The 12,953-nt window shown below is 62.4% G+C and carries 11 protein-coding genes; 1 reads left to right on the plus strand and 10 read right to left on the minus strand.

What is annotated here, in order from left to right:
- Positions 1-87: 87 nt before the first annotated feature.
- From AC19YX_RS22660 to AC19YX_RS22680, 5 genes are all read right to left on the minus strand, one after another.
- Positions 88-891: an HpcH/HpaI aldolase family protein gene (locus tag AC19YX_RS22660; protein ID WP_500607072.1), complete on the minus strand. Its 804-nt coding sequence runs from the start codon at positions 889-891 to the stop codon at positions 88-90.
- Positions 892-982: 91 nt separating this feature from the next.
- Positions 983-1,786 carry a carbon-nitrogen hydrolase family protein gene (locus AC19YX_RS22665; protein WP_078468907.1) on the minus strand — a complete coding sequence of 268 codons (804 nt, stop codon included), beginning with the start codon at positions 1,784-1,786 and terminating at the stop codon, positions 983-985.
- A gap of 114 nt (positions 1,787-1,900) precedes the next feature.
- Entirely contained in the window at positions 1,901-2,899 is a 999-nt protein-coding gene (locus AC19YX_RS22670; protein WP_500607073.1) for a TRAP transporter substrate-binding protein, read from the minus strand.
- 27 nt (positions 2,900-2,926) lie between these two features.
- Complete coding sequence (locus AC19YX_RS22675) at positions 2,927-4,210, minus strand: TRAP transporter large permease subunit (protein ID WP_020296292.1); 1,284 nt, start codon at positions 4,208-4,210, stop codon at positions 2,927-2,929.
- Positions 4,210-4,719 (minus strand): TRAP transporter small permease, encoded by a 510-nt coding sequence (locus tag AC19YX_RS22680; RefSeq protein WP_421546506.1) that lies wholly within the window; start codon positions 4,717-4,719, stop codon positions 4,210-4,212. The genes AC19YX_RS22675 and AC19YX_RS22680 overlap by 1 nt, the downstream gene beginning before the upstream one ends.
- Before the next feature lie 472 nt (positions 4,720-5,191).
- Between AC19YX_RS22680 and AC19YX_RS22685 the strand changes: the two genes are divergently transcribed.
- A complete protein-coding gene (locus AC19YX_RS22685; RefSeq protein WP_500607174.1) occupies positions 5,192-6,175 on the plus strand; it encodes a GlxA family transcriptional regulator in 984 nt (327 codons plus the stop codon).
- Positions 6,176-6,296: 121 nt separating this feature from the next.
- Here the strand turns inward: AC19YX_RS22685 and AC19YX_RS22690 are convergent, their stop codons facing one another.
- From AC19YX_RS22690 to AC19YX_RS22710, 5 genes are all read right to left on the minus strand, one after another.
- Positions 6,297-6,644: a hypothetical protein gene (locus tag AC19YX_RS22690; protein WP_078468911.1), complete on the minus strand. Its 348-nt coding sequence runs from the start codon at positions 6,642-6,644 to the stop codon at positions 6,297-6,299.
- A 170-nt stretch (positions 6,645-6,814) separates the two neighbouring features.
- Positions 6,815-8,563 (minus strand): dipeptidase, encoded by a 1,749-nt coding sequence (locus AC19YX_RS22695; RefSeq protein ID WP_500607074.1) that lies wholly within the window; start codon positions 8,561-8,563, stop codon positions 6,815-6,817.
- A 201-nt stretch (positions 8,564-8,764) separates the two neighbouring features.
- Positions 8,765-10,171, minus strand: a complete 1,407-nt coding sequence (locus AC19YX_RS22700; RefSeq protein WP_500607075.1) for an ATP-binding protein — start codon at positions 10,169-10,171, stop codon at positions 8,765-8,767.
- On the minus strand, positions 10,168-11,979 hold the full coding sequence (locus AC19YX_RS22705; protein ID WP_500607076.1) for a DAHL domain-containing sensor histidine kinase: 1,812 nt from the start codon (positions 11,977-11,979) through the stop codon (positions 10,168-10,170). The genes AC19YX_RS22700 and AC19YX_RS22705 overlap by 4 nt, the downstream gene beginning before the upstream one ends.
- Positions 11,976-12,929 (minus strand): cytochrome-c peroxidase, encoded by a 954-nt coding sequence (locus AC19YX_RS22710; protein WP_500607077.1) that lies wholly within the window; start codon positions 12,927-12,929, stop codon positions 11,976-11,978. The genes AC19YX_RS22705 and AC19YX_RS22710 overlap by 4 nt, the downstream gene beginning before the upstream one ends.
- Positions 12,930-12,953 lie beyond the last annotated feature (24 nt).

The following is a 12,953-nucleotide window of genomic DNA, read 5'->3' on the forward strand; positions in this document are numbered from 1 at the left end:
AATCAAGTTACTAAGTTCGGCCACAAGCCTGTGGGTTATTCCGACAAGAGTGGATTGAGCTGATAATGTCCCCGGCAAACCGGGAGCTTATTCCGACCCCTCGAGTGCTTCACGGGTGGCGGCGATCTGTTGCCCGGCCTGATTTAGCCAGGACAGGTCACTGCCCATCAGCAGCATGTCGCAGCCCATTTCCCGCAGGCGCCGGGCGGTTTCAGTGTCAGCCGGGAAGCACGGCACCATCACCTGGATCGCACGCTGATGGCATTTCTTGATCAGCCATTGCAGGCGCGCCAGGACCTCGGGGTTACCCAGGCGATAGTCCACCGGCAACTGGCGGGACAGCGAGTAGTCGGCCGGGCCGAAATGCACGGCGTCGATGCCCTCGACGTCGAGGATCTCATCGATGTTGTCGAAGAATTCATAGCTCTCGGCCATGGGCACGATCACGCTGCGCTGGTTTTCCGCCTCGGTGTAGCGCGCCCATTCGAAGCCGGGACCGGCGTAGCGGGCCGAGCGCACCGAACTGTCGCCGCCGCGCCGGCCCACGGGCGGAAATTTGCTGCAGCGGATGATCTCGCGCATCTGCGCGGCGTTGTGCACCTGGGGAATGATCACCCCCGAGGCGCCCATTTCCAGGGCTTTGCGAATGTCCCATTCGAGGGTGCCGCGTACCCGGACCAGGCTGTGGACCGCCGCGTGGTGCGCCGCCAGCAGCAGTTTTTCCATGTCCCGGTCGACCCCCAGAGCCGTGTGCTCGGCGTCGATAAAGACAAAGTCCAGCCCCCAGTTGCCGGCCACTTCGATGGGCAGGCAGGCGGTGCTGTAAATATTCATCCCGAACGTCACGCCAGCGGCCATTCGGTCCTTGAGCGAGCGGATCGTGTTGTGCATTGCGATTACCTGAAAAGTGAGGGGCGATGGCCGGGTGCCGATTCGCCATCCGAGGCCCGATCAAAGGCGTGGCGCCTCGGCACCCGGGTTTTCAGAGGCGATAGGTCGCTGGCAGGCGGTCGCGGAACGGGTGGATCTCGAACACCCCCGGGTCGCGGATCAGCGACTTGTTGCGCGCCTTGGCCAGGTCGATCTCGACGCTGAACACCCCGTCTTCCAGGCCGGCGCGGGTCAGGGTGGTGCCGGACGGCTCGATGATGTGGCTCATGCCGATAAACTGCATGCCGCCGTCCAGGTCATTGCGGTTGGGGGCCACGAAATACACGATGTTTTCCGCGGCGCGCACGGTGCTGAACAGGTCCGGCAGCAACCGCGCCTGCTCCGGCCAGGCGGCCGGCAGAACCACGATATCGGCGCCTTCCAGGGCCAGGGTGCGGATGACTTCCGGGAAGCGGATTTCATAGCAGATCGCCAGGCCGATGCGGCCGATGTCGGTGTTGAACACCGGCGGCGTCCACTCGGCGGGGCGATCGGTGAAACGGTCGCCGATCATGAACGGCAGATGACGTTTGCGATGCAGGCCGATGACGCCCTGGGGGCCGATCAGGGCGGCGGTATTGAAGATCGACTCGGCGTGTTTTTCATAGAAGCCGACCACGATGTGGATCCCGCTTTCAGCGCTGACCGCCAGCAACGGGGCCAGGGCGTCGAGGCTGATGGCGCCTTGTTCCAGTTCTTCACGGCTGTCGAACGAGCCGCCGGTCAACAGGCATTCGGCAAAGGCGATCAGGCGCGAGCCGTCTGCCGCGGCCTGGCGTGACAACTGCGCGACCTTGTCGATGGTCTGCGCGGGATTGCCGATGACCGGGTGGATCTGGGCGACCGAAATTTTCATTTTGCTGCTTCCTCTTGGCTGATACGGCAGTGCCCGCCGGGCGGGCGTATAAGGCGGAGACCGGGGTGACTTGTGGCGAGGGCGAGGGCCCTCGCCGGACTGCGCCGCAGTCCTTTACTGCGCCTGGTAACCCACGGCCTGGTAGACCTTCTTCACCAGTTCGGGGTTGATCTGCGCCGCGTACTTTTCGATCACCGGGCGGATCTTCTGCTGGATGCGCACCACCTCTTCGGCGGGCAATTCGTTGACCTGCATCCCGGAACTGGCGAGCTCGGCAATCGCCTTGCTGTCGGCCGCGCGGGAGATCTGGCGCTGCTCCAGGCGCACCTCCATGGCCACCTCTGTCAGCAGCGCCTGCTCGTCCGGGTTCAGGGTGTCCCAGAAGGGTTTGCTGATCAGCACGATCTGCGGGTTGTAGTTGTGATGGGTCAGGCTCAGGTACTTCTGCACCTCATTGAATTTTGAGGCCAGGATCAGCGCCGCCGGGTTTTCCTGGCCGTCCACGGTGCCGGTCTCGAGGGCGGTGTGCACCTCGGTGAAGGGCAGGGGCGTGGGGTTGGCCCCTAGGGTCGACCACACGTCGAGGAACAGCGGCGATTGCTGGGCGCGAATCTTCAGGCCGGTGATGTCTTCCATCTTCTGCACCGGGCGCACGTTGTTGGTCAGGTTGCGCACCCCCAGCTCCCAGAACGCCAGGCCCACCAGTTTTTTCTCCGGCAACTGATCGATCAGCATCTTGCCGACCTCGCCATCGAGCATGGCGTCGACCTTGGCGGTGTCGGTGTAGATAAACGGGAAATCGAGGATGCCGAAGTCGGTCACGTGGTTGAGCATCAGGCCGGCGTTCCAGGTCATCATTTCCACTACGCCGCCCTGCAGCGACGACAGCACCTGCACGTCGCCCCCGAGCACGCCGTTGGGGAAGGTGCGGACCTTGATCTTGCCGCCGCTGCGTTCGTTGATCTTCTTCGCGAACAGTTCCATGCCAATCGCCGGTGGCGTGCCCTTGGGGCTGGTGGCGGCGAATTTGAGGGTGCGTGAGTTGTACTCGGCGGCAAAGCTCAGGCTGCTGGCCAGCAGCAGCGCGGCGAGCACGGTGAGGTGTCGGGTCATGGTCATTCCTTATTGTTGTTCGGGGTGTCAGTGGGCGAACCATTGCGCCGGAACCGTCACCAGTTCAGGGAAGATCACCAGCAGGAAGAGCACGATGATTTCGGCGATAAGGAACGGGAAGGTGCCCTTGAGCAGGGCCTCGTAGCGCATCTTGCCGATCCCGCACACCACGTTGAGCACCGTGCCCACGGGCGGCGTGATCAGGCCGATGGAGCAATTGATCATGAACAGCACGCCGAAGTAGATCGGGTCGATATTGGCTGCGGTCACCACCGGCACCAGGATCGGCGCCAGGAGCAGGATGGTCGGCGTCAGGTCCATGACCATGGAGATCAGCAGGATCAGCAGCATCAACACCACGATCAGCAGTTTCGGGTTGTCCATGACCGGCTGGATCAGGTCGATGATCTGCCCAGGGATGTCGGCGATGGTGATCATCCAGGCCGGGATCGACGCTGCGGCCACCAGGAACATCACTGCGGCGGTGGTCTTGCCGGCGCGCAACAAAAGCTCGCCGAGGGATTTCAGGCTCAGCTCGCGGTAGATCAGCGACGACACCAGCAGCGCATAGACGCTGGCCACGGCCCCGGCTTCGGTCGGCGTCACCACACCGAAGCGCAGGCCGGCGACGATGATCACCGGCAGCATCAGCGCCCAGGTGCTGTCGACGAAGGCCTTGAGGCGTTCCTTGCCGGAAGCCTTGGGGCTCAGCTCGACATCGTTGTCCCGGCGCGACACCAACCACCAGGCGATCACCAGGGCCACGGCAATCATCAACCCAGGAGCGATCCCCGCGAGGAACAGTTTGGTGATCGACAAGCCGGAAGCCACCCCGAGCACCACGAAGCCGATACTCGGGGGAATGATCGAGCCCAGCACCGAAACCGAGGCGATCAGGCCACCGGAGCGATTGCGGTTGTAGCCCGCGATCACCATCATCGGCAGCAGCAGGGCGGTCAGCGACGCGGCGTCGGCCAGGGCCGAGCCCGAGAGGCTGGACAGCAGCACCCCGGCAAAGATCGTCACGTAGCCCAGGCCGCCGCGCATATGGCCGACCAGGGAAATCGCCAGGTTGATGATGCGCTTGGACAGGCCGCCGCTGTTCATCACTTCGCCGGCGATGATGAACAACGGAATCGCCAGCAACGGAAAGCTGCCCGCCGAGTTGATGATGTTTTGCGCGATGATCTGGCCATCGAACAGCCCCAGCAGCCACATCAGGGCCACGCCGCAGAGAATCAGGGCATAGGCGATGGGCACGCCGATAAGAATGGCGGCCATCAGCACGCCGACAAATACACCGAGGGCCATTACTTGAGCACCCCTTGCACGGTGGTGGAAGGTTGGAGCTCGCCGGCCGGGGTGGCCAGGTGCTTGACCAGTTGGGCTCCGAGCAGAACGCTGCTCAATACCGAAAACACCAGGCCGGCGCCGTAGAACAGGCCCATAGAGATGCCGGTGGAGGGCGCGCCCACATTCAGGTTGATCAGGGTCTGTTTCCAGCTGCCCTGGAGAAACAGCCAGGTGGCGAACAGCATCAGCAGGTAGGTCAGGGTCAGCAGGTGTTTGGCGACCCTGGGCGAGGCGCGGCTGGTCAGGATATCGACCCCGATATGGCCGTTCTCGTGCAGCATCAGCTGGGAGCCGGCGAACACCAGCCAGACGAACGCCAGCCGGGAAATTTCCTCACTGAAGAACAAGCCGGAATTGAAGCCGTAGCGCAGCACTACATTGGTGAAAATCAGCGCCGTGATACACACCAGGCAACCGACGATCAGTGCCTTCAGGGCCAGGAAATAAAGTCTTGTAAGTTCTTTCATGAACGGTGCTCCCCGCTGAGTGGGGGCCGGTTGTGCAACTCGCTGCGGGCCGCTGAAGAACGGTTTGGGCGAATGGGTCGCGCTGCATGAAACTGCAAACAGAGCATAAGTAAGACCACCTTTTATTATTAGTTATACGTCGTCGTATGACCTGGATAGAGTCTTTATTTATGCGGGGTTCGTGTCAATGAAACTCCCTGTGTTTGCTGAGTCAATGTTCTTATTAGGGCGATAAGGGATGGTAATCAGTGAGCCGGCTTATTGATTTTAAAAAGCGCGAGCGCGGGTTTTGAATACTAAGTTGTGGGACGACTTATCAGATTATTGATAAGGGTCGGCTTTTATTCTTGGGGCCAGTTTGTGCTGCCGTTTGCCTGCCTCTGGTGCTGCGCCGGGCAAACACCGCAAACTGTGCCCCCGTTAACGCAACAGAGTGCGAGCCTTGATCGAACGACGGCAATTCAGCACAGGCATGAAGGGCAAAAACCTGCGCTACCTGAATGAGCAATCCAGCCAGGGTCAGCGGCCACTGCAGGCGGGTTTTGTGCTGCTCGAGCATTTTTCCCTGCCGGCGTTCACCCAGGCGCTGGACACCATCGTCACCGCCAACCTGCTGCGGCCTAACCTGTTCTGTTCCCGAACCTTTGGTTTGCACGAAGGGGAGGTGGTGAGCGACCTGGGCCTGGTGATCCGGCCGGACGCCCGTCTCGATAGCTCCCAGCTCAAGGACCTCGACCTGCTGGTGGTGTGCGGCGGCTACCGCACCGAACTCAAGGCATCGGACGCGTTCATTCAACTGCTCAAGGCCGCTGCCGAGCAGGGTGTGACCCTGGCCGGGCTGTGGAATGGAGCGTGGTTTCTCGGCCGGGCCGGGCTCCTGGCGGGCTACCGCTGCGCGATCCATCCCGAACATCGGCCGGCATTGGCGGAGTTCTGCAAGGCGACCCAGGTCAGCAGCGAACCCTACGTGATCGACCGCGACCGGCTCACCGCGGCGAGTCCTTCGGGGGCGTTCCATATGGCCCTGGACTGGATCAAGGGCTTGCACGACAAGGCCCTGGTCGAGGGCATCGAAGACATCCTGGCCTTTGAGGAGTCGCGCTACCGACGTATCAAGCCGACCGAAAATATCTGCCTCAGCGCGCCCCTGCGCGAGGTGGTCAAGCTGATGGCCGCCAACCTCGAAGAACCCCTGGAACTGGAGCAACTGGCGGTCTACGCCGGCCGCTCACGGCGTCAGCTCGAACGCTTGTTCAAGGAGCAGTTGGGCACCACGCCGCAACGTTATTACCTGGAGTTGCGCATCACCGAAGCTCGCCGCCTGCTGCAACACACCGAACTGTCACAGGTCGATGTGCTGGTGGCCTGCGGCTTTGTCTCGCCCAGCCATTTCAGCAAGTGCTACAGCGCCTACTTCGGCTACCGGCCGTCAAAGGAAGTGCGCCTGGTGAAGTAGGCGTGGCTGAAACCCCGTAGCTGTTGCCGAGTCCGCGAGGCTGCGTTGGCCCAAGCGCCCCCTCTGAAGCCTCAGATAAACCCTGTTTGCGGATAAAACCCCACCCCGCCCGCAGCAGCCTTTACGGCTGGCGGCAATTTTGCGCGGGTGACAACTGCGGCGCCGGCTCGTAGCTGGTCTGCTGCAAGCCATCGGCACCGAGGAAGATGAAGTACTTGGTGCGACAGTCCTTGAACATTGCCGAGTAACCCTCGGCCCTGATGCCCTGGTCCTTGACGGTCTTGGTCACGGTATTGCTGCGGCTGATCACGGCCAGCACCTGGTCATAACTGTCGCCCATCTTTACCCCCGGCTCGCCGGTGACGGTCATCGACGACGCGCAGCCGCCCAGGCCCAGCATCGCCAGCATCAGCGCCGCCATCCGGCCGCCATGAGCCAGCGTGTTGCAGGTGGGGTGTGTGCCGTTCATTCCCTGTACTCCATCCATCAATCGTTGTCGGCAGCCGTCACACGGCGCGGGTCCGCCCAAGAGGCTCGCAGGCCATCCGACTGACCATTGCCGGGGATGGTTCCGTCGGCCATGGAGTGGCGCGCGGACGCCAGGTTGGACCCGCCAGGACGGCGGGTCCGGCAGGTGCATCAGAGTTTTGGCAGCTGGCCGATACGGCCCATCATTTCGGTCACGATCTGCAGGTCCAGCAGGAACTGTTCAACCGTCTTGAACTCGTTGTCGTTATGACCGGTGTACTTGACCTCCGGCCGGGCCAGGCCGAATTGCACGCCGTTGGGCAGTTCATGCACCGAGGTAGCGCCGGCGGAAGTGCCGAATTTGTGCTCCATGCCCAGGTTCTCGGTGGCCACGGCCAACAGCGCCTTGACCCATTCACCCTCGGGGTTGCGGTACATCGGCTCGGCGATCGAGTAGTCGAAGGCCACCGCGACCTTGGCCTTTTTGCTCCAGGCGTCGAGTTTGTCGGCGATTTCGCTTTTCAGCACTTGTGGCGACTTGCCTTTTGGCACCCGCAGGTTGACCGCCAGCTGGAAGGCGTTGTCCTTGACCCCGACGTAGGTCAGGGAGGTGGTCAACGGGCCCATGAAGTCGTCGGAGAAACCGACTCCGAGTTTGCCACCCAGGTAATCCAGGCCCCAGTTATCGGCGGCGTAGCGCGCGGCATCGGTGATCTGGTTGTGCTTGAGCGCGACCTTGCCGTCGAGGCTGTTGAGGAAGTCGAGCATCCGCGCCACCGGGTTGACCCCGGATTCGGGTTCGGAGGAGTGGGCGGACACACCGGTGACCGTGAGCTTGACGTTCTTGCCGTCGACCTTGGCGCTGACCTCGAATTTGCCGCCGTTGCCGGCATGGCGCTGGGCGTACTCGCTGCCGGCCTTTTGCAGGCTCGCTGCCAGTTCGGCCGGCTTGTCGGTGACCAGGGTGGCGACCGAGGTCGAAGGGATCTGGTTGGTGGCCAGGCCCCCGGTCAGCGTGGTGATTTCCGCGCCTTTGCCCTGGGCTTTACGCTGCGGGAAATTGGCCATCACCGTGCCGTAGCCTTTCTCGGCGATCACCACCGGGTAGCCGCCGTCCAGCGCCAGGTTGTAGTTGGGCGTGGGATTGCGCTCGAAATAGTAGGGGATCGCGTCGCCGGTGGTTTCCTCGGTGGTGTCCACCAGCAGCTTGAAGTCGCGCGCCAGGGGCAGCTTCTCTTCCTTGATCACCTTCATCGCGTAGAGGGTGACGACGATGCCGTTCTTGTCATCCTCGGTGCCGCGGCCATACATGCGGTCGCCCACCAGGGTGACCTTGAACGGGTCGAGGCGGGTGCCGTCCTGCAACACCCAGTTTTCCGGGGTGACCGGCACGACGTCGGCGTGGGCGTGGATACCTACCACTTCATCGCCGCTGCCCTCCAGGGTGATTTCATAGACCCGGCCGTCGACGTTGCGATAGGCGAGGTTGAAGGCCTGGGCCAGGCTTTTGATCTTGTCGGCAATCTTGATGAACTCGGGGTTCTCATGGGCCGGCACGCCGTCGACGCTGAAGGTGGGGATCGCCACCAGTTCGCGCAGGGTGTCGGTGGCGGCCTTGCCGTACTTGATCCGTGTGTACAGGCCCAGCAGGCGATGGATCTCGTTCTGCTGCTCGGCGGACAGCGGCTTGTTATCGAGGAAGGCGCCGATGGTCGAGTCCAGGTGGTCGGTTTTGCCCAGCTCGCTCTTGGCCAGGGCGCCCAGGAACTGCCTGAAATCCGTGGCCGAGGCCTCGTTGAAGTTTTTCAGGATGGCTGCGTTCTGTTGCGGGGTGAGGTTGGCCTGGGCCGAACTGGTGAACAATGACAGGCCCGCCGCCATCAGGGTCGCAGCGGCCAGGTGCTTCAGGGAAAAATCCATGGTGTGAGGCATTCCTTTGCAGAGTGAGGGAAGTATCTGAACTGAAAGTCAGAAAGGTCCACAACCTAACACCACCTGGCAGCGGAACGGGAGTCCCATAAGTGGGATCTGTCGCACATAAATGCAAAAACGGCGCACAGGCGACAAAGCCCGGGGCATTCTCCAGGCGAGGCCTCAGCGCTCGACAACCCGTACTCGACGCTACTGATACTGCTGCTCCTGCCGGATCGGCAGCTCGACGCGAAAGGTGGTGCCGATCCCCAGTTCGCTGCGCACGCTGATCTCGCCACGGTGCTTCTTGATGATGCCGTAGGACAGGGACAAACCCAGGCCCGTGCCCTGGCCCACCGGTTTGGTGGTGTAGAAGGGGTCGAAGATTTTCTGCAGGCTGTCCGGCGCTATCCCCGAGCCGGTGTCGCTGACTTCGATCCAGACCCGTTCTCCTTCCACGCCGTTGCTCAGGGTGATGGTGCCCCGTTCCGGGCCCATGGCCTGGGCGGCGTTGACGATCAGGTTCATCAGCACCTGGTTGATCTGCGACGGCAGGCACTCGACCTCCGGCAGCGGTGTGTAGCACTTGACCACGTCGGCCTTGTACTTGATCTCGGTGGCGACGATGTTCAAGGTCGAGTCCAGGCCCTGTTGCAGGTCTGCCCATTGCCATTCCTGGCTGGAGTCCACCCGGGAGAAGTCCTTGAGGTCCTTGACGATCTGGCTGACCCGGCCAATGCCCTCCTTGGACTCCTTGATCAGCAATGGAATGTCCTCCAGGAGAAAGTCCAGCTCGATCGCCGTGCGCAGTTGCACCAGGGACTCCAGCGCCGCCGCCTGGGCGATGGCCTGCTCCCCGTGGCGATAGGCATCGAGCATCTCCTGCAGGCGCCTGAAGTAGTTGTCCAGGGTGCCCAGATTGGAAGAAATGAAGCCGATGGGGTTGTTGATTTCATGGGCCACCCCGGCAGCCAGTTGCCCCAGGGACGCGAGTTTTTCGGATTGCACCAGCTGGCTTTCCAGCAACTTGCGCTCGTCGATCTCCCGTTGCAGTTCGGCGCTGGTCTGTTTGAAGGCCAGGGTGCGTTGCTCCACCCGCTCTTCCAGCTGGCTCATCTGCAGATTGGCGCGGCTGGTCATGTCCCACTTGGTGGTGAGGGTGTTGGCCATTTGCTGGACTTCGATGTTGTCGAAAGGCTTTTTCAGGATCAGCAGGCGGTCGTGGCCGTCCAGGCGATCGAGCAACTCGTCCCAGGAGTAATCGGAGTAGGCGGTGCACACCACCACTTGCAGCAACGGGTCGTGTTTCCACAGTTCCTCGATGGTCTGCGCGCCATCCCAGCCATCGGGCATGCGCATGTCGACAAAGGCCAGGGCGTAGGGCCGCCCGCGGCTCGCGGCATCCAGCAGCTTGGCCAGGCCTTCCTGGCCGCCGTAGGCCGAATCCAGTTCGAACAGGGTGGCGGCGGTCTTCGGCGCGCTGCCGAACAGTGCGCTTTCCATGGCGTCCAGTTCGGCACTGTCACCGGTCTGGGGCGTGAGGATCTTGCGGAAGTCGACGTGGATCGCCGGGGTATCGTCGATCAGCAGGATGCGCCGGTTGATGGGGTTGCTCATGACTCACCTTCGGCGATTTTCAGGGGGATTTGCAGGACGAACAGCGCTCCGGTGCCCGGACCGTCGCTGTAGGCATTCAAGCGGCCGCTCATCTCGATGGCGGCCAGCGCGCAGCTGTGCAGGCCAAAGCCGTGGCCCTCCTTGCGCGTGGTGAAGCCGTGGACAAAGATGCGCGCCATGTTTTCCGGGGTGATGCCTTCGCCTTCATCGCGGACGCTGATCTGCAGGGTCTCGCCGTCGACGATGCCGGTGGCCAGGGTCATGTTGCGCTCGTGGTTGGAGACGTCGGACATGGCGTACTTGGCGTTGCTGATCAGGTTGATCAGGATCAGCAGCAGCCGGTGCTTGTCGCCCATGATGCGCGGGATATCGGCGTACTCCTTGAGCACCGTCACATGGTGCCGGGTGAGGGCGCCGGAATTCATGCGTAGCGCATCTTCCAGCAGCTCGCCGATCGACAGCGACTCCAGCACGCTGCTGGCCCCGGCGTAGGATTGCTGGGTGGAGACGATGTCCTTGATGTGATCGACGCTCTTGCTCAACTGGGCCAGTTCCTCGGCCATGCCTTGCTGCTCAAGGTCAATGGCCTCCACCAGCTGGTTCAGGTAGCCGGGGAGCAATTTGCCTTTCTCGTCCTCGCTGAGAAAATGCCCCAGGTCCTGGGGGTGCTGGTTGATCAACTGCATCGCCTTGCCCAGGCCCTGGGCCTTGCTGTTACGCAGTTTGCGGGTCACCAGGTCGGCGGAGATGTTCACGCTGTTGAGCACGTTGCCGACATTGTGCAAGACGTTGGTGGCGATCTCCGCCATGCCGGCCTGGCGGGCGCTGTCCAGCAGTTCGCTCTGGGTATCCTTGAGCTCGCGCGTGCGCTCCTCGACCCGCTGTTCGAGTTCGTCGTTGGCCACCACCAGCGCCCGGTTCATCTGGTTGATCTGGGCAAAGCTGCGCATCAGGCGGACCGCCAGCCAGACCAGGAGCATGACCAGCAGCGCGGAAAACACCAGCAAGTAGAAATGGTAGCGCTGGTCAATGATTTCAGCCTCCTGCTGGTCACGGTTGAGCAGGTTGGTGATGTCGTCCAGGCGCTCGGCGACCGGAACCAATTCGATCTGTTCAAGCAGGCCGTTGACCAGGGGCTGCTCGCGCAGGATCAGGGAAATATGGTTGCTGAGCACATCGATGGAGTCATAAAACTCCGGGGGCAACCGCTCCTTGTTCACTTGCAGTTTGTTCAGCCCCACCAGGATGTCGGCGGCATGCTCGGCAGAGGTGACCTGGGCGAACTCCAGGCTGCTGAGCAACAGGTCGTAGGTATCGGTGGCGATATTCTGCAGCTGCTCTTTGTCGGTATCGGTGAGTCTTGCCAGTTGGGCCTGGATGTCATCCTCTGCGGTCGGCAGGAAGGCCAGGGAGTTGCGCAGCACGGCATTGTGCGACTTGAACTGCTCCACCAGCCGGGTCTTCTCCTTCATCGCGTCGAGGTACGCATCCTGGGTGGTGCGCCAGGCTGGCGAGGCGTTGCGCCGTTCCTGGGAGGCCATGGCGTCGAAGCTTTGCCACAGCTGGGTCATTTTGCTCAAGGGTGAGACCAGCGGGTCGTAGTTGTGACTGATGGCGACCCGGGCCTTGAGGATCTCGTTTTCCCATTGGGCGTTCTGCTGCATGATCTGGCGGATCAGGTCCCGGGACTCGGTGTAGGAGGCGGTCTGGTCCGATCGCGAATTGACGTACAGAAACAGCAGGATCGACGCCAGCACGGCGGCGACTCCGGCCAGCAGGAAGAGGCTGGTGCGACGGGATACTTTCATAGCGGCTTGCCTTCCCATTCGCCGGTCAGGGTCTTGAGGAACAGGACGATCAGGGCCGTGTCTTCCGCGGAGGGAATACGCCCCAGTTGGTACTTGAACATGATCGCCACGGCGCCCTCGAGGGTCGGTTCCGAACCGTCATGGAAGTAGGGCGCGGTGACCGCGACGTTGCGCAGGCTCGGCACCTTGAACACATTGCGGTCATCTTCATCGCCGGTGATGTTGAACCGCCCCAGGTCAGCCACGGTCGGGTTGCCCCGGGCCTTGAAGTAATCGCCGAGCACGCCGAATTTCTGGAACATGTTGCCGCCGATATTCACCCCCTGGTGGCAGGCGATGCAGCCGTAGTCCTGGAAGCGCTGGTAGCCGTACTTTTCCTCCAGGGTCAGGATCGCGGTGTTACCCGCCAGGTACTGGTCGAAGCGCGAGTTGCTGCTCAGCAGGGTCCGTTCATAGTCGGCCAGGGCGTTGCGAATATTGGCCTGGGTCACGGCGTCCGGGTAGGCCTCGGCGAATGCGCGGCCATAGGCCGGGTCGGCGCCGATGCGCTCGACCACGGTGGCCCAGTCACTGCCCATCTCGGAAGGGCTCTGGACCACGACGTGCACTTGTTCTTCCAGGGTTTCGGCGCGGCCGTCCCAGAACTGGCGGAAGTTCAAGCTGGCGTTGAACACGCTCGGCGTGTTGACCGCCACGGGTTTGCCGTCAAACCCCAGGGACAGGGGCTTGTCATCGGCGCCACCATGCTCCAGGCGATGGCAACTGGCGCAGGACAGGCTGTTGTTGACTGAAAGGCGTGGGTCGTTGAACAGCTGGCGTCCCAGTTCGACGTGCTGGCCATTCAGGGCTGGCACCGGCGGCAAGGCCTTGAGGGGGCCCTCGAGCGGCGCTGCCTCGGCTCCGGCCGCGAGCAGCACGCTGGCGCAGAGCAGTGATGGGAGTGACGGCATGGTCGGTATCCTTACCCGGCGGAC

It is taken from the genome of Pseudomonas sp. MF09150, from assembly GCF_059862355.1.